Source organism: Stenotrophomonas sp. YJH_SMC_36 (assembly GCF_059369935.1).
In genome coordinates, this window is record NZ_JCAFTD010000004.1 from 378,443 (window position 1) to 397,622 (window position 19,180).

Here is a 19,180-nt window from a genome sequence, read left to right on the forward strand (position 1 = left end):
TATGTGGAATCCCAATCTGCCGCTGGTCAGCATCGACGATGCCCCTGACCGCCTTGGCGCCGGCAATCCCGAGCTGCAGGCGATGGTGGCCGAAGCCGCTTCGGGTGGCACGCCGCTGATGCTGATGCATGTGGACATCGACCACTTCGCGTCGGTCAACGAGAACATGAGCGCGGAAGTGGGTGACCAGGCGCTGGTACTGGTGGCGCAACGCCTGCAGTCCTACCTGCGCGGGCGCGGCAAGCTGTGGCGCCATGGCAGCGACGAGTTCCTGATCGCCGTGCCGCGCGACGCCGACCTGCCGCTGCCGGAGGACTTCGCCGAAGAAATCCGCCAGCAGATGGAACTGCCGCTGTCGGTGCTGCCCTACACCCTGTTCATGACCGGCAAGCTGGGCGTCAGCCTGTGCCCGGAACATGCCAGCAGCACCTCGCGCCTGCTCGATCATGCCGAAGATGCGCTGTACCAGGCCGCCCGCGAGGGTGGCAACGCGGTGCGCATCCATGCCGTGGACACACCACCCAGCGCGCACAGCGAGAGCATCATCGCGCGCCAGATCGTCGATGCCATCCCCAATGCCGAGCTGAAGCTGCGCTACCAGCCCCTGGTCAGCGCACGCGATGGCCATGTGGTGGGCATGGAAGCCCTGCTGCGCTGGCAGTCGCCGACGCTGGGGATGCTGGTACCGGAACGCTTCATGCGAACGGCCGAGCGGCTCGGCATCATCGTGCAGATCGGTACCTGGGTGCTGGAGGGCGCGCTCAAGCAGGCCCGGCTGTGGCGCGACCAGGGTTTCGACGACTTCACCATTGCGGTGAATGTCTCCACCCTGCAGCTGCTGCGACCGAATTTCTTCGCCGAAGTGATGTCGCTGCTGCAGGCAGCGGGCGTGCCGGCGCAGATGCTGACGCTGGAGATCAACGAAAGCGCACTGACCAACAACGTCAATTTCGTCCACGAGACCCTGGCCAACCTGCGCAACGAAGGCATCAGCCTGAGCCTGGACAACTTCGGCACCGGCGACTCCAGCCTGAGCGCGCTGGTGCGCTATCCGGTGGACAAGCTGAAGATCGACCGCAGCTTCATCAAAAGCGCACCGGCCGGCAACCGCGAGGCCGCCATCGCCCGTGCGATCATCGCCATGGGCCACCAGCTGGGCATGACGGTGATCGCCAACGGTGTGGAATCACAGGCACAGCTGGGCTTCCTGCGCCGCAACGACTGCGATGTGTTCCAGGGCTATCTGTTCGGCGAACCGATGTCGGCCGATGCCGCGGGCATGACCCTGCGCCGGCGCTACCTGCGCCCGGAAGCATTCGCCGAGACCCGCCCGGACCGCACCCTGCTGCTGCTGGACGATGAAGAGAACGTGCTGCGCTCGCTGGTGCGCCTGTTCCGTCGCGACGGCTACCGCATCCTTGCCGCCGGCAACGTGCGCGACGCCTTCGATCTGCTGGCGATCAACGATGTGCAGGTGATCCTGTCCGACCAGCGCATGAGCGACATGAGCGGCACCGAGTTCCTGGGCCGGGTGAAAATGCTGTACCCCGACACCATCCGCCTCGTGCTGTCCGGCTACACCGATCTGAACACGGTGACCGACGCGATCAACCGCGGCGCGATCTACCGCTTCCTGACCAAGCCATGGAACGACGACGAGCTGCGCAAGCACATCCACCAGGCCTTCCGTACCTACGAGGAACAGCGCCGCAGCAACGCCGGCCCGGTGACGATGGACGCAGGTGACGGTGGCGAGGATCGCCCGCCGTTGCGGTGATGGAGGCCGCCGGGCATGGCCCGGCGCTACCGTGCACCTGTGCCGTGCGGCGGCTCAGCGCGGCTGCTTCACCGGCAGCACCACGCGGAAGCGCGAGCCGACGCCGGGGGTGCTGTCCAGATCGATGCGACCGTGGTGCTTGTTGATGATGCTGTAGGAGATCGACAGGCCCAGGCCGGTTCCGCTGCCCACCGGCTTGGTGGTGAAGAACGGATCGAAGATGCGCTGGCGCAGTTCGGGCGAGATGCCGCCACCGGTGTCCTCGAACTCGACCCAGACATGGTCGCCATCCACGCCGGTACGCACGGTGATGGTGCCGCGCTCGGCGATGGCATGGCCGGCGTTGAGCAGCAGGTTCATGTAGACCTGGTTGAGTTCGGACGGCAGGCACTCGACCAGCGGCAGCTGGCCGAACTCACGCACCAGGGTGACCTTGTACTTGAGCTCGTTCCAGATGATGTTGATGGTGGACTCAAGGCCGGCGTGCAGGTCGACCAGCTTCCACGACTCATCGCGGCCGGAGTACGAGAAGTCCTTGAGGTCGCGCACGATGCGCGTCACCCGCTCGATGCCCTCGCGTGATTCGGCCATCAGCTGTGGCAGATCGCGGCTGATGAAGTCGATGTCCAGCCGGTCACGGATGTCGTCGATCTCCGGGATGAGCGCCTTCGGGTCGGGCGCACGCAGGGCGCGCTCGTAGGCCTCGATCACGGTGAACAGGCTGCGCAGGTACTCCTGCAGGCTGCCGAGATTGGAGTGCACGTAGCCGATCGGGTTGTTGATCTCGTGCGCGACGCCGGCGGCAAGCTGGCCGATGGACGCCATCTTCTCCGACTGCAGCAGCTTTTCCTGCGTGCCGTTCAATCGAAGGTAGGCCTGGCGCAGTTCGGCATGGCGCTGCTGCAGCTCGCGCTCGTAGTCTTCCTGGCCCTCGATGTGGCGGAACAGTGCCAGGTAGTGGCCCTGCCCGGGCGGACCGTGATGGTACAGATGCGCGATGACCACGCCCTCGCCCAGCGGCAGGCTGCCGTTCCAGTGACCGTTCTGGCGGGCGTGCTCCAGCGCGTCCGGCGGCAGCAGCTGACGCAGGCGCTGTGGCGCCGGCAGAAGGCCTTCGTCGCTGGCCAGCAGGTTCTGCGCGGCCGGATTGGCCAAGGCGACCTGACCGTCTTCGGTGAACAGCAGCAGGCCCTCGCGCAGGCGTTCAAGCAACGCCTGCAGCACCGGCTGTGGTGGAAGGGGGGCGGTAACCAGGACGTTGGCAGCGGACACGGCGGCTCAGGGGCATTCGAACAGGCGCCCAATATACGCGGTCGTGCCGCAGGCGACAGCCTGCGAGCCGGGAGGTCCGCGCGAAGTTGCGTCAGGCCACCGCCAGAGGACGGCCAGCGGTGACTGCGTGGGCCTGCCCCTTGGCATCGTAGGCCGAGGCCTCTTCGCTGCGGCCCAGCTGGCGCAGCGCCCAGTTCACTTCGCGGCGCCTGCGCGACAGCAGCACGCCGTTGGCGCGATTGCGCTCGGCCAGCTCCTGCAGCTGTTCGCCCTCGCCCACCGGCGGTGCGCCTTCCAGCGCACGCAGCGCCTCCAGCTTGGCGCCGGTGGCGCGGATCAATGCGTGCACGTCATGCTCGACCAGGGCCTGGCGTTCGACGTCCAGGGCCAGCGCCAGGCGCTGCAACGGCTCGCTCATCGCCGCGGTCATCCGTGCAGCTGCTGGTCCAGCTCAAGCATGCGCGAAGCGATCGCGTCCGGATTGATCGTATAGGTGCCGTTCTGCAGCGATTCGCGCACGGCGGCCACGCGCTGGGCGTCGATCGCCGGCGCCGTGGTCAGTTCGCGTTCGATGGCCTGCAGATTGGTGGCCTCGCCGGTCAGGCGCAGGCTGTCGGCCGCCTCCACAGGACGCGCCGGCGAGTCGCTGCTGACGCCGGGCTTGCTGGCCGGGTTCGTCACGCTGCGCAGTGCCTGGGGGACCTGCAGGTTGCCGTCGATTTTCTGGCTCATGGGGTGTCCTGGAGTTGCCGTTCACAAGGGATAACGGCCGCAGGGCCGTGATCTTTAGGGAAATCTTGCGGGAATTCAACGCGCCACGATTACGTCACCACGGGCATCCACCGTGCCCTGCACGATGCGCCGCGAGGACAGGTTCTCCACCGAGATGCGTTCGTTCTCGCCGGCATCGCCCATCGCCCGGCCCGCGATGCGCACCTCGACCGAGCCGCGCCGCGACACCAGCGCCACACTGTCTCCGCGCTTGATGAGACGCTGGGTGACCAGGTCGTTGCTCGACAGCAGCGTTCCAGCCTGCAGCGGACGCCGGGCAATGCGGCCGATCGCTGCATTGGGATCGGCCAGCACGGCCCCGGCAATGCGTGCAGCATCGCGCTGGGCGGTACTGATATCGGCAGCCGTCAGCGTTTCTCCAGCAGCGATGCCGCGTGCAAGCACCAGCACCGTCTGGTTGCGCCGCACCTTCACCGGTACGAACAGGCGCCAGCCGCCCGCATCGGGGCAGCTGACCTCGACCGTGGTGTTCGCTGTCGGCTGCACCTGCAGCGCTCCCCCGCACCGGGGAAGACGCAGCGCGTCAGCCACCTGGGCCTCGCCTTCGCTGCCGGCGGGCAGGCTCGACAACGCCGCCGCACGGATGCTGGCCACCGGCTGCCAGTCGGCGGCCACTGCCCAGGGCGAGGCAATGGCCAGTGCGACTGCCAGGATGGAGGAGATCGGGCGCATGGCGCCTCCTGTCGATGGGACCTGGCCCGGACGCGTGCAAGCGGCGTGCCAGTGCGACGCGCGGCACCACACTCGGCGCCGCTGGATCGGACCCTCAAGTTCCCGCCGCTGCACGCCGATACAGCAGCCATGTCCCATGACCTGCTCAACCGGATCGACCAGCGGACCCGCCTGGCCGGCCACAACCGACTGGCGCTGCTGCTGTTCCGCCTCGGCGGACGTCAGCTTTTTGGCGTCAATGTATTCAAGGTGCAGGAAGTGCTGCGGCGCCCGGAGCTGTTCCAGGTGCCCGGCCTGCCCGGGCAGTTCGCCGGCGTGGCCGATGTGCGCGGACGCTCGGTGCCGGTCCTGGACCTGGGCCTGGCGATCGGCCATCCCGAGCGCGAGCCGGATGCCGATACCTCGCCCGGCTACCTGGTCGTCACTGAATTCAACCGCTCGATCCAGGGCTTCCTGGTCAGCGGCGTGGAGCGCATCGTCAACATCGCGGTGGAGGACATCCATCCGCCACCGGAACTGGGCGCTGAATCGAGCTATCTGACGGCGGTCACCCGCTTCCAGGGCGAGCTGATCCAGGTGATCGACGTGGAAAGCGTGCTGGCCGACATCGCGCAGATCCGGGGCGAGGCCGTGCTCGATCCACAGATGGCCATGCCCGCCGACGGCCCGCAGCTGCAGGTGCTGGTGGTGGACGACTCGCGGGTGGCACGCCAGCAGATCCGCAGCGTACTGGACCAGCTGGGGGTCGGCGCCACCCTGCTCTCCGATGGCCGGCAGGCGCTGGACCACCTGCTGCAGATCCACGCCTCGGGCGAGAATCCCGCCGACCGCTACGCCATGGTCATCTCCGATATCGAGATGCCGGCGATGGACGGCTATACGCTGACGACGGAAATCCGGCGCCATCCGGGGCTGGCGGGGCTGTACGTGCTGCTGCACACCTCGCTGTCGGGCGTATTCAACAACGCGATGGTCGAGCGCGTGGGCGCCAATGCCTTCGTCGCCAAGTATTCCCCGCACGAGCTGGCCGATTTCGTGCTGGACCGCCTGCGCAAGGTGGCGATGGCGGCCTGAGGCCGCCTGGGTTTTCCGCCGGGCATGGCCCGGCGCTACCGGATGTTGGCCGCCCCCTGGGTAGCGCCGGGCCGTGCCCGGCGAGCGTAGCGGCGCCCCGCCCCTTCTTTTTGGCACACCGCTTGCAGCTTCCCGGGCAACGTTCCCGTGGGAGTGCATCGTGCGCAACCTGATTACCGACTACCTGGGCGTACATGCCCAGGCCATGCCGTTGCGCGAACAGCGGATGAAGCTGATCGCCAGCAATCTCGGCAATGCCGATACCCCCGGCTACAAGGCCCAGGACCTGGACTTCGACGCCGCCCTGCGCAGCGCACAGGGACAGGATGGCAACGGCCTGATGGCCACCACCCACGAGCAGCACTATGCGATCAACAACGGTCTGAATCCGTTCCAGATCGCGCGCGAGGGTGTCCAGCCCAGCCTTGACGGCAATACCGTCGATCCGGATGCAGAGCGCGCCGCCTACGGTCGCGCCGCGCTGGAGTACCGCGCATCGCTCAGCTTCGTCGAGAGCAAGGTCCGTTCCATGCTGACCGCGATCACGGGGCAATAAGCCATGAGCAACCTGCCGATCTTCGACATCGCCGGCTCCGCGCTGCAGGCGCAGTCGGTGCGCATGAGCACCATCGCCTCCAACCTGTCCAACGCCGACACCGTTGCCGGCTCGGCCGAGGCCGTCTACAAGCCGCTGGAGCCGATCTTCCAGGCGGTCACGAGCAAGGACGACCCGAACATCACCTCGGTGCAGGTGAAGGAAATCACCCGCAGCGAGGCGGCGCCGATCAAGCGCTACGAGCCCGGCCACCCACTCGCCGACGCCGACGGTTACATCTACCAGCCCGACGTCGATCCTGTCGCGCAGATGGTCAATCTGATCTCGACCTCGCGCAACTACCAGGCCGGCGTGGAGATGTTGACCACCGCCAAGGAACTGGCCCTGGCCACCCTGACCATGGGCCGCTGAGGCCCGCAGTACCGGATACCGCCATGACCACTGCCGTCAACAACCAGACCAGCCAGGACGTCTACTCCGCACTGGGCCTGAATGCTCCCAACAGCAACGCCACCAGGAAGAAGAACACTCTGGACCAGGCTGACTTCCTGCGCCTGATGACCGAGCAGCTGCAGCATCAGGACCCGCTCAAGCCCATGGACAACACGCAGATGGTCGCGCAGATGGCGCAGATGTCGACCGTGCAGGGCATCACCGATCTGAACACCACGGTGCAGGGCTTCCAGCAGTCGATGGCCAGCGACCAGGTGCTGCGTGGCGCCGCGCTGGTGGGACACCAGGTGCTCGTGCCGTCCGAGAAGCTGGTGCTGGAGAACGAAGGCAGCGTCGAGGGCACGGTGGCCGCGCCCGGCGCCGGCATCATCACCGTGGACATCACCGATGCCAACGGCGCCAAGGTCACCTCGATCAGCGTCGAGGCCAAGGCCGCGGGCGAAACCGCATTCCAGTGGGATGGCAAGGATGCCGCCGGCAACCGCATGGAGCCGGGCAAGTACAGCGTGGTCGCCAACCATGTCGATACCGCTGGCAAGAGCACCAAGCTGTCCACCTATGTGCAGGCACCGGTGGAAAGCGTGACCGTCGGTTCCGATGGCCTGTACCTGAACCTCAAGGGCCTGGGCACGGCCCCGATCGACTACGTGCTCCGCGTCAGCTGAGCCGCCTACCCGCATCTACCAGGAGCATCCCATGGGCTTCAATGTCTCGCTGTCCGGCATCAATGCCGCCAACTCCGACCTGAGCGTCACCGCCAACAACGTCGCCAACGTCAACACCACCGGCTTCAAGCAGTCGCGCGCCGAGTTCGCCGACCTGTTCGCCGCCACCAGCTACGGCCTGTCGAAGAACGCGGTCGGCTCGGGCGTGCGCGTCTCCAACGTGGCCCAGCAGTTCATCCAGGGCAACAACGAGCAGACCGGCCGCAGCCTGGACATGGCGATTTCCGGTGAGGGCTTCTTCACCATGAACATGAACGGCCAGCGGGTGTACTCGCGTGCCGGCAACTTCCAGACCGATGCCGCAGGCTACGTGACCAACCCGCAGGGCGCGCGCCTGCAGGTGTTCGCGCCCAACGCCGACGGCACCAACTTCGACGCCGGTCGCATGATCGACCTGCAGCTGCTGACCACCGACAGCCCGCCCCGGCAGACCAGCGATGTAAAGGTTGGTTTCACCCTGCCGGCCAACGCCAAGGAACCGACGGTGCAGCCGTTCGATGCCACCAATTCCAACAGCTACAACCACTCCAGCGGCGGCATTACCGTGTATGACTCGCTGGGCGTGAGCCACATCCAGGTGTCGTACTTCGTCAAGGAAGCCGGCGTCAACCAGTGGACCGTGCACAACTTCGTCGACGGCGAACCCGCAGGTACCCCGACGCCGGTCACCTTCGACAACAGCGGCAAGCTGACCGCACCGGCCAACGGCAGGATCAGCCTCGGCACGTTCACCCCGACCACCGGCGCGGGCGAGTTGAACATGACCCTGGACGTGAGCGGCTCGACCCAGTACGGCGAGAAGTTCGCCCTGCGCAACACCCAGCAGGACGGTTACGCCGCGGGCAAGCTCAACGAAATCACGGTGTCGGACACCGGCGTGGTCTACGCACGCTACTCCAATGGCGACGACAAGCCGCTCGGCCAGGTTGCGCTGACCACCTTCAACAACCCGCAGGGCCTGGAGCAGAAGGGCAACAACGTGTGGGCGGAGACGTTCGATTCGGGTACGGCCCGTACCGGCATGCCCGACACCTCCAACCTCGGCAAGATCCAGGCCGGCTCGCTGGAGGCGTCCACCGTCGACCTGACCGAGCAGCTGGTCAACATGATCACCGCGCAGCGCAACTTCCAGGCCAACGCACAGATGATCACCACCCAGGACCAGATCACCCAGACCGTCATCAACATCCGTTGATGAGCCGCTGACCCTGTCACGGAACTCCCCGCATGGATAAAGCCCTCTACGTGGCGATGACCGGTGCCCGCGCCTCCCTGCAGGCGCAGGGAACGCTCAGCCACAACCTCGCCAACTCCGATACCCCCGGCTTCAAGGAAGCGCTGGCCAACACCGAGGCCTTCCCGATCCAGGGCCGGGGCTTTGCCTCGCGGGTCGATGCGCTGCACGTCGACGCCGGCTTCAACCGCCGGCCCGGTGCGCAGCACATCACCGGCAAGCCGCTGGACCTGGCGCTGCAGACCGGCACCTGGCTGGCCGTGCAGTCCACCGACGGCAGCGAAGCGTACACGCGCGGCGCGGCTCTGTCGGTGACACCGAACGGTCAGCTGGTGACCTCCGGTGGGCGCCCGGTACTGGATGACAACAACAACCCGATCGCCATTCCGCCGTACCAGGCGATGGAGATCGGCAACGACGGCACGATCTCGATCATTCCGCAGGGTGAAGGCCCGCAGACCATGGCCATGATCGGCCGGATCAAGGTGGTGCAGGCACCGGACGAACGGCTCGAGCGCGGTCTTGATGGCCTGTTCCGCAACACCGATCCGCTGCAGCCGTTCGCCCAGGCCCTCGGGCCCACCGTGCACAGCGGCCAGCTGGAGGGCAGCAACGTCGATGCCGCCGGTGCACTGGTGCAGATGATCCAGCTGCAACGCCAGTACGAAATGCAGGTGCAGGTGATCAAGCACGGTGATGACAACGCACGCAGCGCCAACAGCCTGCTGCGACTGGGCAGCTGACGGAATTCCGCCGGCGCCGCGTAACGGCACTGGCACACCGCTTGCACGCCGTACCCCATGGGCCGCAGCACGCGGCCGGTTTCAGCAGACAGGACTCCGAAGATGAACCAGGCATTGTGGATCGCGAAAACCGGACTGGATGCGCAGCAGATGCGCATGTCGGTGGTTTCCAACAACCTCGCCAACACCAACACCACCGGCTTCAAGCAGGACCGCGCCAGCTTCGAGGATCTGTTGTACCAGCAGGTCCGCCAGCCGGGCGGCGCATCGTCGGCGCAGACCCAGCTGCCGACCGGCCTGCAGCTGGGCACGGGCGTGCGCGTGGTGGCCACCGCCAAGAACTTCGAGCAGGGCAGCCAGCAGCAGACCGGCCGCGCGCTGGACGTGATGGTCAATGGCCGGGGCTTCTTCGAGGTGCAGCTGCCCGATGGCAGCTCCGCCTACACCCGCGACGGCTCGTTCAAGATCAACCAGGACAGCGAACTGGTCACCAACAGCGGTTACCCGGTGCAGCCCGGCATCCAGATTCCCGAAGGCGCGCAGTCGGTAACCATCGGCAGCGACGGCACCATCAGCGTGAAGATGGCCGACGACGCCGCATCGGTGGAAATCGGTGCGCTGACCCTGACCGACTTCGTCAATCCCGCAGGCCTGCAGGCGCGCGGCGAGAACCTGTTCCTGGAAACCACCGCCTCGGGGCCGGCGCAGAACGGCAATCCGGGCCTGAACGGGCTCGGCAACGTGGTCCAGGGTGCGCTCGAAGGCAGCAACGTGAACGTGGTGGAGGAGCTGGTGTCGATGATCGAAACCCAGCGCGCCTACGAAATGAACGCCAAGGCGATCTCGACCACCGACTCCATGCTGGCCTACCTCAACAACAAGATCTGACCGGCCCAACCGGGATAACGCCATGTCGCCCACTTCCACCCTCGCCCGCACTGTCCTCGCCAGCACGGTGGCCGCCCTGCTCGGCGGCTGCGTGATTGCCGGCGACGTGCGCCCCTACCCCGCGATGGCGCCGCTGCAGCCGATCATGCCGCCCCAGGCGGAGCCGACGGCCGGTGCGATCTATGCGGCAGGGCCAACCCTGCAGCTGTACTCGGACCGCCGCGCGCGTGATGTCGGCGACCTGCTGACCATCACGCTGCTGGAAAACACCACCGCGCAGACCAGCGCCAACACCGCCACCAACAAGGAATCGAATCTGAGCCTGGGGACGCCCTCGATCTTCGGTGCGCCGGTCACCCTGGGCGGCAAGGACATCCTCAGCGCCAGCGCCAAGGGCGCGCGCGACTTCACCGGCAAGGGCAACAGCGCACAGAGCAACCGCCTGCAGGGCAGCGTCACGGTCACCGTGATCCAGCGCCTGCCCAATGGCAACCTGGTCGTGCAGGGACAGAAGAATCTGCGCCTGAACCAGGGCGACGAGCTGGTGCAGGTGCAGGGCATCGTGCGCCCGGGTGACATCAGCCCGGACAACACCCTTCCCTCCAGCCGTGTGGCCGAGGCCCGCATCGTCTACGGTGGCCGCGGTCCGGTCGCGCAATCCAACGCGATGGGCTGGCTGAGCCGCTTCTTCAACTCCGGCCTGACGCCGTTCTGAGCATGGCCATGACGCTTACCTTCTTCTCTTCCTGGCACCGCCTGTCATCGCTGTGCTGCCTGGTGCTGCTGGCAGTGGCTGCGCCCGCCAATGCCGAGCGCATCAAGGATCTGGCCCAGGTCGGCGGCGTGCGCGGCAACGCGCTGGTCGGCTACGGCCTGGTGGTCGGCCTGGATGGCAGTGGCGACCGCACCAGCCAGGCCCCCTTCACCGTGCAGAGCCTGAAGAACCTGCTGGGCGAGCTGGGCGTGAATGTGCCGGCCAACGTCAATCCGCAGCTGAAGAACGTCGCCGCCGTGGCGATCCACGCCGAACTGCCACCGTTCGCCAAGCCAGGGCAGCCCATCGATGTCACCGTGTCCTCGATCGGCAACGCGGTGTCGCTGCGTGGCGGCTCGCTGCTGATGGCGCCGCTGCGCGGTGCTGATGGCCAGGTCTACGCCATCGCACAGGGCAACCTGATCGTGGGCGGCTTCGGTGCCCAGGGCAAGGATGGCTCGCGGGTGTCGGTGAACGTGCCCAGCGTCGGCCGCATTCCCAACGGTGCCACGGTCGAACGCGCGTTGCCGGATGTGTTCGGTGCCAACGGCGAAATCACCCTGAACCTGCACAACAACGACTTCACCACCGTCTCGCGGATGGTCGCCGCGCTCAACAACGCCTTCGGCGAAGGCGCGGCACGTGCCGTCGACGGCGTGACTGTGGCGGTGGCCGCGCCGACCGACCCGGGTGCACGCATCGGCCTGCTTGCCCGCATCGAGAACCTGGAGCTGACCCCGGGCAGCGCCCCGGCCAAGGTCGTGGTCAACTCGCGTACGGGCACGGTGGTCATCGGCCAGCAGGTCCGCGTCGGCCCTGCGGCGATCTCGCACGGCTCGTTGACGGTGACCATCCAGGAGAACACCAACGTCAGCCAGCCCAACGCACTGGCCGGCGGCAGCACGGTGGTCAGCCCGCAGTCGACCATCACCGCCACCAACGATGGCAGCCGCATGTTCAAGTTCAATGGCGGCACCACACTGGATGAGATCGTGCACGCGGTGAACGCCGTCGGCGCCGCGCCGGGCGACCTCATCGCGATCCTGGAAGCACTGAAGCAGGCCGGCGCGCTGAGCGCCGAACTCGAGGTGATCTGACATGCGCATCACCCCCGCCTTCGAGCTGAATCCGGCGCAGCAGAACGACCCGGCCAGGATCGACAAGGTCGCGCGGCAGCTGGAAGGCCAGTTCGCGCAGATGCTGGTCAAGAGCATGCGCGATGCCAGTTTCGGCGACTCGCTCTTTCCCGGTGAGAACAAGATGTTCCGGGAGATGTACGACCAGAAGATCGCCGAGGCGATGACCCGTGGCAAGGGACTCGGGCTGTCGGCCATGATCACCCGCCAGCTGTCCGGAGCGACCGCCGAAGGACCGGCGCTGGATACCGGCATCGGCGCTGCGAAGGCCAGCCGGGCCTATCAGCTCAACGCGCCCGCCAAGGCGGCGCCGTCGCTGCCGCTGGAGGACGCCGGCCAGGCCGTACGCATGCTGCAGCAGATGGCCGCAGGTGCACAGCAGGACGCGTCGGCCGCCATCGCGCCGATGGAACAGGCCCTGGACCTGATCGCCGGCCGCGAAAGCAGCAGCGTCCACCGGTCGCTGGGCACCGATGATCCGTACATCGCCGGGCTTGACGGCCCCGACTGGGCAGCCCGCAACGACCAGTGGGCCGCCACTGCCAGCAACCGTGGCAGCGGCACTACGACCGATGCGCTGGCGACCCGCACCGCGGTAGCCCAGCTGGGTGCGCATACCCCGGAAGGCTTCGTCGCCAGCATCTGGCAGCACGCGCAGAGCGCGGCCAGGGAGCTGGGCGTGGACGCCCGCGCGCTGGTTGCGCAGGCCGCACTGGAAACCGGCTGGGGCAAGCGCCAGATCAAGCACGCCGATGGCAGCACCTCGCACAACCTGTTCGGCATCAAGGCCAATGGCTGGAACGGACAGCGTGCGGTGGCCGGCACCCATGAGTACGTCGATGGCGTGCGCCGCAATGAAACCGCAAGCTTCCGCGCCTACACCTCGCCGGCCGAGAGCTTCGCCGACTACGTGCGCCTGCTGAAGACCAGCCCGCGCTACCAGCAGGCCCTGCAGGCCGGCACCGATGTGCAGGGCTTCGCCCGGGGCCTGCAGCGGGCCGGCTATGCCACCGATCCGCGCTACGCCGCCAAGATCGCCGCGATCGCCGGCGGCCCGACCATCGAGCGTGCCGTCGCCGCCGTGACCGATGCCGGCAGTCGCCTTGGCCAGACCTTCGCCAGCACCGCAACAGCGGCGCTGGGTATCACCCGTCGTTGAGGAACCCCATGTCCAGCGTACTTTCCACCGGTACCGGTGCCCTGCTCGCCTTCCAGCGCGCCCTGGCAACCACCAGCCACAATGTGGCCAACCTCAACACGCCGGGCTACAGCCGGCAGAAGGTCAATTTCGCCACGGCCGATCCGCAGAACTTCGGCTACGGCACGGTGGGCAACGGCACGCGCATCACCGACATCCGGCGCACTGCCGACCAGCTGGCGATCTCGCGCCTGCTCGACAGCAGCGGTGAGCTGGCACGCCTGAAGCAGTTGTCCGGCATGGCCGACCGAGTCAACGCGCTGTTCTCCGACGCCGCCACCAACGTCGCAGGCGTCTGGTCCAGCTTCTTCGATTCGGTCAGCGGCCTGTCTTCCAATGCCTCCGGCACGGCCGACCGGCAGAGCATGCTGGACGGTGGCAAGGCACTGGCCAACCGTTTCGTGCAGCTCAATACCCATCTGAACAACCTCAACAGCGAGGTCAACAACGGCCTGCTCGCCGGAGCGACCGAGGTCAACCGGCTGGCGCAGGAAATCGCTCAGATCAACGGCGCCATCGGCACCAACATCGCCAGCGCGGCCCCGGACCTGCTCGATCGCCGCGACCAGCTGATCTCGCAGCTGATCGGCTATACCGGTGGCACCGCGGTGATCCAGGACGGCGGCGTGATGAACGTCTACACCGCCGGCGGCAACGCACTGGTGGTCGGCACCACCGCCACCCGGGTCACCACCGTGGCCGATCCGTACCAGCCCGAGCGCCTGCAGCTGGCACTGGAAACGCAGGGCAACACCATCACCCTGGATCCCAAGGCCGTCGGCGGCCAGATCGGTGGGCTGATGGAGTTCCGCGACACCGTGCTGACCCCGGCGCAGGCGGAACTGGGCAAGCTGGCGATCGGCCTGGCCGACAGCTTCAACCAGGTCCACCACCAGGGCGTGGATCTCTACGGCCAGCTCGGCGGTGACTTCTTCAACATCGGCACGCCGCGGGTGACGGCCAACAGTGGCAACAGCGGGACGGCCAGCATCAGTGCCAGCTTCGGCGATCTCGGCAAGCTGGACGCGCAGAACGTCGTCCTGCAGTTCGATGGCACGCAGTGGAAGGCGAGCCGCGCCGACACCGGCGCCAGCATTCCGTTGACCGGCACCGGCACTGCGGCCGATCCGCTGGTGATCAACGGCGTCGAGCTGGTGGTCGGCGGCACGCCGGCAATCAACGACCGCTTCCTGCTGCAGCCCACTGCCGGCGTGGCCGGCAGCCTGGAGATCGCCATCACCGATCCCTCGCGCATCGCAGCCGCGGCTGCCGTGAAGGGCGCCGCCGCCACCGCCAATACCGGTACGGGCAAGCTCAGCGGCGTCTCCGTGACCGATGCCGGCCATGCGGACCTGCGCAATCCTGCGGCGATCGTCTTCACTTCCGCCACCACCTACACCATCGATGGTGGCCCACCGCAGACCTACACCCCGGGCCAGACCATCAGCGCCAACGGTTGGAGTTTCGTTCTCGACGGTGCACCGCGCACCGGCGACACCTTCAACATCACCCCGACCCCGGCCGGCTCTTCGGACAACAGCAACGCGGCAAGGCTGGCCAAGGTGGAGAGCGCCAAGGCCTTCAGCAGCGGCACCGTCACCCTGAACGGCGCACTGGGCGGGCTGACCACCCAGGTCGGCGCGGCAGCGCGCTCGGCCGAGTACTCGCTTGAAGCGCAGCTGGTGATCAACGAGAAGGCCCAGGACGCGCGCGACGAAATCTCCGGCGTCAACCTGGATGAGGAGGCGGCGAACATGCTCCGCCTGCAGCAGGCCTACCAGGCCGCCTCGCAGTTGATTTCCACTGCCGACAACATGTTCCAGACCATCCTGGGAGCCGTCCGCCGATGAGCAGCCGCATCTCCACCGGAATGATGTTCAACCAGTCGGTGACGCTGATGCTGGCCAAGCAGGCCAAGCTCAATCACCTGGAGCAGCAGATCGCCACCGGCAGCAAGATCGTCAGCGCCAAGGACGATCCCGTGGCCGCGGGCACCGCCGTGGGCCTGGACCGCAGCCTGGCGGCACTCGAGCGCATGGGCCTCAACGCCGGCAACGTGCAGAACCGGCTCGGCGTGCAGGAGAACACACTGGCCCAGGTCAACGATCTGATGGGCCGCGTCAGCGATCTGACGCTGCAGGCCAGCAATCCGGCGCTGAGCGCCGCGGACAAGAAGACCCTGATCACCGAGCTGAACCAGATCCGCGACGGCCTGCTGTCGCTGGCCAACAGCAGCGATGGTACCGGCCGCTATGTATTCGGTGGCACCCATGACGGCGATCCGCCGTTCGCCAAGATCGACGGCAAGGTGGTCTATCGCGGCGACCAGACCCAGCGCCAGGTGGAAGTGGGGCCGGACACCTACGTGCTCGACGCCCTGCCCGGCAGCGAGATCTTCATGCGCATTCCAACCGGCGATGGCTTCGTCGACGGCAGCGCCGCCGCAGGCAACACCGGCAAGGGCGTGCTGACCAACATCACCCGCGACGGCAGCGACAGCTGGAACGGCCAGGCCTTCAGCGTGCGCTTCACCGCCAGCGACCAGTACGAGGTGCTGGACGCAACGGGCAACGTGACCAGTACCGGCTCCCTGAAGCCCGGCGACGAACTGGAAGTGAACGGCGTGCGCCTGCAGATCACCGGCGCTGCCGAGCCCGGCGATACCTTCAACGTGCAGCCGGCCGGCAGCCGCGACATCTTCGCGACGATGGACAAGCTGATCGCCGCACTCGACGCCGATACCGGCAGCACCGCACAGCTGGCAGCGCAGCAGAACCAGCTGCAGAGTGCATTGCGCGACGTCGGCCGCGCGTCCGAGCGGATGATCGATTCGCGTGCTGCCGGCGGATCGCAGCTCAAGGCGCTGGACAATGCAGCGGACATGCGCGAAGCCAACAGTGTGACGTTGAAGACCACCCTGTCACAGATGCGCGACCTGGACTACGCCGATGCCCTGAGCCAGTACCAGTTGCAGAGCACGGCGCTGCAGGCTGCACAGACGATCTTCTCGCAGATGCAGTCGATGTCGCTGTTCAACAAGATCGGCTGATCCGTTTCCCGCACACGCCCATGAAGGCCGCGATGCCCTGCATCGCGGCCTTTTTCGTTTCCGCAGCACCCTGCCGCTGCCTCGCCCGCCGGTGCGCCGCGCGCGTTCATTGACGACCCGCGCGCCCAGGTCCGCCGCACCCGGCGCCACCAGCGGCGCCCGCCACCCCTGCCCGCCCCCCTTCCAGGCCGGTGAAACCCCGGAAAAACAGCGTCCCGCGGGCTTTTTCCGGTTCATCGGAATTCACGCCTAAAGGTTGTTGACAAAGCGCCGTTATTCATTTGGCAACGGCGAAGCACACAGCCAAACAAAAAACAGGCGGCGCTTCGTTCCATTCACCTACGGGTTCCAAATAAGAGGAGACGACCCCATGGCACAGGTAATCAACACCAATACGATGTCGCTCAACGCTCAGCGCAACCTGAGCACCAGCGGCAACTCGCTGGCCACCACCATCCAGCGCCTCTCGTCCGGCCTGCGCATCAACAGCGCGAAGGACGACGCCGCTGGCCTGGCGATCTCGGAGCGTTTCAGCACCCAGATCCGCGGCCTGGACGTGGCCATCCGCAACGCCAACGACGGCATCTCGCTGGCCCAGGTCGCCGAAGGTTCGCTGAGCGAAGTCGGCAACAACCTGCAGCGCATCCGCGAACTGGCCGTGCAGGCCTCCAATGCCACCAACTCCAGCAGCGACCGCAAGGCCCTGCAGGCCGAAGTGACCCAGCTGGTCAGCGAAATCGACCGCGTCGCCAAGCAGAGCGACTTCAACGGCACCAAGCTGCTCGACGGCAGCTTCACCAGCCAGCTGTTCCAGGTGGGTGCCAACGCCGGCCAGGCCATCGCCATCAACAGCGTGGTCGACGCCAAGGCCAACTCGCTGGGCGCGACGACCTTCGTCAACGCTGGCAGCGCCACCCTGGATGACGCAGCCGTCGATGCCGCCGCCGGCACGCTGGCTAACATCACGGTGGGCGACGTCAGCATCGGCGACGTCACGTTCGACTACACCACCCCGCCGGGCGCGCCGGCCACCGCCGCCGAGATCGCTGCGGTGCGCAAGGTCAACCAGGACAACGCCACCAAGGCGCTGGCTGCTGCCCTGAACGGCAAGATCGGCGAAACCGGCCTGCATGCCGCGCAGTCCACCACCGCGGGCGAAGTCACCCTGACCTCGGTCAAGGCCGACAACACCGTGGCCGGTGTGACCGTGAAGATGGGGCCGACCGCCACCGCAACCGACCTGAACGCCCCCGCCGCCGGCACCGCTGCCGCCCACGTCGCCGACATCCAGATCGATACCGTCGCCGGCGCCCAGCAGGCCCTGGAGATCGTCGACAAGGCCCTGGAATCGGTCAACAGCGTCCGCGCCGACCTGGGCGCGATCCAGAACCGCTTCACCTCGGTGGTCGCCAACCTGCAGACCTCTTCCGAAAACCTGTCGGCCTCGCGCAGCCGCATCCGCGATACCGACTTCGCCAAGGAAACCGCCGAACTGACCCGCACCCAGATCCTGCAGCAGGCCGGCACGGCCATGCTGGCCCAGGCCAACCAGGTGCCGCAGAACGTGCTCAGCCTGTTGCAGCGCTGACATGAGCCGCTCCCGGGGCACGTCGGGGGCGTCTGACCCAACTCACGTGCAACCGCTCAAGGACCTCTCCTCATGGCACAAGTCATCAACACCAACACGATGTCGTTGAATGCTCAGCGTAACCTGAGCACCAGCGGCAGCTCGCTGGCCACCACCATCCAGCGCCTGTCCTCCGGTTCGCGCATCAACAGCGCCAAGGACGACGCCGCTGGCCTGGCGATCTCCGAGCGCTTCGGCACCCAGATCCGCGGCACCGATGTGGCCATCCGCAATGCCAACGACGGCATCTCGCTGGCCCAGGTCGCCGAAGGCTCGTTGACCGAGATCGGCAACAACCTGCAGCGCGTCCGCGAGTTGTCGGTGCAGGCCGCCAATGCCACCAACTCGGCCAGTGACCGCAAGGCGCTGCAGGCCGAAGTGACCCAGCTGGTCAGCGAAATCGACCGCGTTGCCAAGCAGTCCGAGTTCAACGGCACCAAGCTGCTGGACGGTTCGTTCTCCAGCCAGCTGTTCCAGGTCGGTGCCAACGCCGGCCAGGCCATCGCCATCGACAAGGTGGTCGATGCCAAGGCCGACGCGCTGGGCAATGCCGTCTTCGACGCCAACACCATCGCCATCGACGAAGGCGATAGCGTCGCAGCCGATGCGGGCAAGGAAATCACCTATTCCGGCCTGACCATCGGTGGCGGCGGCCTGACCTCGGCGATCAAGATCGCCGACGTCAAGATCACCTCCACCGGCGACGCCGCCAAGGACCAGGCCGCCCTGGCCGCGGCGACCGTGACCGCGATCAACGCCAAGATCGGTGAGACCGGCGTCTACGCCGAACTCGACGGCACCACCGCCGGCCAGATCAACCTGACCTCGGTGAAGGAAAGCGTCGACAAGGACGGCAAGTTCGTCGCCATGTCCGCCACTGCGGGCACCAGCGCCGGCGTCACCGGCTTCGACAGCGCCGCCGCCACCGCCAGCACCGGTGCATCACCGGGCAAGCTGCTGAAGGACGTCGACATCAGCACCGTGAAGGGTGCCCAGCAGGCGCTGGAAGTGGTCGACAAGGCACTGGGTTCGATCAACAACACCCGCGCCGACCTGGGTGCGATCCAGAACCGCTTCACCTCGGTGGTCGCCAACCTGCAGACCTCGACGGAGAACCTGTCCGCCTCGCGCAGCCGCATCAAGGACACCGACTTCGCCAAGGAAACCGCTGAACTGACCCGTACCCAGATCCTGCAGCAGGCCGGTACGGCCATGCTGGCCCAGGCCAAC

At 66.9% G+C, this 19,180-nt stretch carries 19 protein-coding genes; 15 read left to right on the top strand and 4 right to left on the bottom strand.

Annotation, left to right across the window (positions count from 1 at the left end):
* The first annotated feature begins 1 nt into the window (after position 1).
* Positions 2-1,777, top strand: a complete 1,776-nt coding sequence (locus AC5P76_RS10285) for an EAL domain-containing protein (RefSeq protein ID WP_065182186.1) — start codon at positions 2-4, stop codon at positions 1,775-1,777.
* 54 nt (positions 1,778-1,831) lie between these two features.
* Here AC5P76_RS10285 and AC5P76_RS10290 read toward each other — a convergent pair whose 3' ends face one another.
* The 4 genes from AC5P76_RS10290 to flgA all read right to left on the bottom strand — a co-directional run bounded on the left by AC5P76_RS10290 (position 1,832) and on the right by flgA (position 4,513).
* Positions 1,832-3,049: an ATP-binding protein gene (locus AC5P76_RS10290; RefSeq protein ID WP_065182185.1), complete on the bottom strand. Its 1,218-nt coding sequence runs from the start codon at positions 3,047-3,049 to the stop codon at positions 1,832-1,834.
* A 91-nt stretch (positions 3,050-3,140) separates the two neighbouring features.
* Positions 3,141-3,479, bottom strand: a complete 339-nt coding sequence (locus AC5P76_RS10295; RefSeq protein ID WP_053517922.1) for a flagella protein — start codon at positions 3,477-3,479, stop codon at positions 3,141-3,143.
* Positions 3,476-3,781: a flagellar biosynthesis anti-sigma factor FlgM gene (gene flgM / locus AC5P76_RS10300; RefSeq protein ID WP_053517921.1), complete on the bottom strand. Its 306-nt coding sequence runs from the start codon at positions 3,779-3,781 to the stop codon at positions 3,476-3,478. The genes AC5P76_RS10295 and flgM overlap by 4 nt, the downstream gene beginning before the upstream one ends.
* Before the next feature lie 75 nt (positions 3,782-3,856).
* Positions 3,857-4,513 (bottom strand): flagellar basal body P-ring formation chaperone FlgA, encoded by a 657-nt coding sequence (gene flgA, locus AC5P76_RS10305; RefSeq protein WP_065182183.1) that lies wholly within the window; start codon positions 4,511-4,513, stop codon positions 3,857-3,859.
* A 129-nt stretch (positions 4,514-4,642) separates the two neighbouring features.
* Here flgA and AC5P76_RS10310 point away from each other — a divergent pair, with 129 nt between their 5' ends.
* The 14 genes from AC5P76_RS10310 to AC5P76_RS10375 form a co-directional block, all read left to right on the top strand.
* Positions 4,643-5,587 carry a chemotaxis protein gene (locus tag AC5P76_RS10310; RefSeq protein WP_053517918.1) on the top strand — a complete coding sequence of 315 codons (945 nt, stop codon included), beginning with the start codon at positions 4,643-4,645 and terminating at the stop codon, positions 5,585-5,587.
* Between the two features lie 160 nt (positions 5,588-5,747).
* A complete protein-coding gene (gene flgB, locus AC5P76_RS10315) occupies positions 5,748-6,143 on the top strand; it encodes a flagellar basal body rod protein FlgB (protein WP_053517917.1) in 396 nt (131 codons plus the stop codon).
* Positions 6,144-6,146: 3 nt separating this feature from the next.
* On the top strand, positions 6,147-6,554 hold the full coding sequence (flgC, locus tag AC5P76_RS10320) for a flagellar basal body rod protein FlgC (protein WP_053517916.1): 408 nt from the start codon (positions 6,147-6,149) through the stop codon (positions 6,552-6,554).
* A 23-nt stretch (positions 6,555-6,577) separates the two neighbouring features.
* On the top strand, positions 6,578-7,261 hold the full coding sequence (locus AC5P76_RS10325; RefSeq protein ID WP_253118441.1) for a flagellar hook assembly protein FlgD: 684 nt from the start codon (positions 6,578-6,580) through the stop codon (positions 7,259-7,261).
* Between the two features lie 31 nt (positions 7,262-7,292).
* Positions 7,293-8,516 (top strand): flagellar hook protein FlgE, encoded by a 1,224-nt coding sequence (gene flgE / locus AC5P76_RS10330; protein WP_053517912.1) that lies wholly within the window; start codon positions 7,293-7,295, stop codon positions 8,514-8,516.
* Positions 8,517-8,548: 32 nt separating this feature from the next.
* The gene (locus AC5P76_RS10335) at positions 8,549-9,298 is read left to right on the top strand and encodes a flagellar basal body rod protein FlgF (protein ID WP_065175709.1); all 750 of its coding nucleotides are present in this window, start codon (positions 8,549-8,551) and stop codon (positions 9,296-9,298) included.
* 102 nt (positions 9,299-9,400) lie between these two features.
* Positions 9,401-10,186 (top strand): flagellar basal-body rod protein FlgG, encoded by a 786-nt coding sequence (gene flgG, locus AC5P76_RS10340; RefSeq protein ID WP_053517910.1) that lies wholly within the window; start codon positions 9,401-9,403, stop codon positions 10,184-10,186.
* Between the two features lie 22 nt (positions 10,187-10,208).
* Positions 10,209-10,901, top strand: a complete 693-nt coding sequence (gene flgH / locus AC5P76_RS10345) for a flagellar basal body L-ring protein FlgH (protein WP_253118440.1) — start codon at positions 10,209-10,211, stop codon at positions 10,899-10,901.
* Positions 10,902-10,909: 8 nt separating this feature from the next.
* Positions 10,910-12,037 carry a flagellar basal body P-ring protein FlgI gene (locus tag AC5P76_RS10350; protein WP_414487527.1) on the top strand — a complete coding sequence of 376 codons (1,128 nt, stop codon included), beginning with the start codon at positions 10,910-10,912 and terminating at the stop codon, positions 12,035-12,037.
* Between the two features lies 1 nt (position 12,038).
* Positions 12,039-13,235 carry a flagellar assembly peptidoglycan hydrolase FlgJ gene (gene flgJ / locus AC5P76_RS10355; RefSeq protein ID WP_197599950.1) on the top strand — a complete coding sequence of 399 codons (1,197 nt, stop codon included), beginning with the start codon at positions 12,039-12,041 and terminating at the stop codon, positions 13,233-13,235.
* An 8-nt stretch (positions 13,236-13,243) separates the two neighbouring features.
* Entirely contained in the window at positions 13,244-15,124 is a 1,881-nt protein-coding gene (gene flgK / locus AC5P76_RS10360; RefSeq protein WP_053517907.1) for a flagellar hook-associated protein FlgK, read from the top strand.
* A complete protein-coding gene (flgL, locus tag AC5P76_RS10365; RefSeq protein WP_053517905.1) occupies positions 15,121-16,323 on the top strand; it encodes a flagellar hook-associated protein FlgL in 1,203 nt (400 codons plus the stop codon). Before flgK ends, flgL begins: the two co-directional genes overlap by 4 nt.
* A gap of 370 nt (positions 16,324-16,693) precedes the next feature.
* On the top strand, positions 16,694-17,911 hold the full coding sequence (locus tag AC5P76_RS10370) for a flagellin (RefSeq protein WP_053517904.1): 1,218 nt from the start codon (positions 16,694-16,696) through the stop codon (positions 17,909-17,911).
* A 72-nt stretch (positions 17,912-17,983) separates the two neighbouring features.
* Positions 17,984-19,180, top strand: a 1,197-nt coding sequence (locus AC5P76_RS10375) for a flagellin (RefSeq protein ID WP_495222739.1), incomplete at its 3' end; no start/stop codon positions are given.

Coding starts and splice junctions, on each gene's coding strand:
- flgK (WP_053517907.1), top strand. CDS start 13,244: ATGTCCAGCGTACTTTCCACCGGTACCGGTGCCCTGCTCGCCTTCCAG.
- AC5P76_RS10350 (WP_414487527.1), top strand. CDS start 10,910: ATGACGCTTACCTTCTTCTCTTCCTGGCACCGCCTGTCATCGCTGTGC.
- flgL (WP_053517905.1), top strand. CDS start 15,121: ATGAGCAGCCGCATCTCCACCGGAATGATGTTCAACCAGTCGGTGACG.
- flgG (WP_053517910.1), top strand. CDS start 9,401: ATGAACCAGGCATTGTGGATCGCGAAAACCGGACTGGATGCGCAGCAG.
- AC5P76_RS10335 (WP_065175709.1), top strand. CDS start 8,549: ATGGATAAAGCCCTCTACGTGGCGATGACCGGTGCCCGCGCCTCCCTG.
- flgA (WP_065182183.1), bottom strand. CDS start 4,513: ATGCGCCCGATCTCCTCCATCCTGGCAGTCGCACTGGCCATTGCCTCG.
- AC5P76_RS10370 (WP_053517904.1), top strand. CDS start 16,694: ATGGCACAGGTAATCAACACCAATACGATGTCGCTCAACGCTCAGCGC.
- AC5P76_RS10325 (WP_253118441.1), top strand. CDS start 6,578: ATGACCACTGCCGTCAACAACCAGACCAGCCAGGACGTCTACTCCGCA.
- AC5P76_RS10295 (WP_053517922.1), bottom strand. CDS start 3,479: ATGACCGCGGCGATGAGCGAGCCGTTGCAGCGCCTGGCGCTGGCCCTG.
- flgC (WP_053517916.1), top strand. CDS start 6,147: ATGAGCAACCTGCCGATCTTCGACATCGCCGGCTCCGCGCTGCAGGCG.
- flgH (WP_253118440.1), top strand. CDS start 10,209: ATGTCGCCCACTTCCACCCTCGCCCGCACTGTCCTCGCCAGCACGGTG.
- flgJ (WP_197599950.1), top strand. CDS start 12,039: ATGCGCATCACCCCCGCCTTCGAGCTGAATCCGGCGCAGCAGAACGAC.
- AC5P76_RS10285 (WP_065182186.1), top strand. CDS start 2: ATGTGGAATCCCAATCTGCCGCTGGTCAGCATCGACGATGCCCCTGAC.
- flgM (WP_053517921.1), bottom strand. CDS start 3,781: ATGAGCCAGAAAATCGACGGCAACCTGCAGGTCCCCCAGGCACTGCGC.
- AC5P76_RS10310 (WP_053517918.1), top strand. CDS start 4,643: ATGTCCCATGACCTGCTCAACCGGATCGACCAGCGGACCCGCCTGGCC.
- flgE (WP_053517912.1), top strand. CDS start 7,293: ATGGGCTTCAATGTCTCGCTGTCCGGCATCAATGCCGCCAACTCCGAC.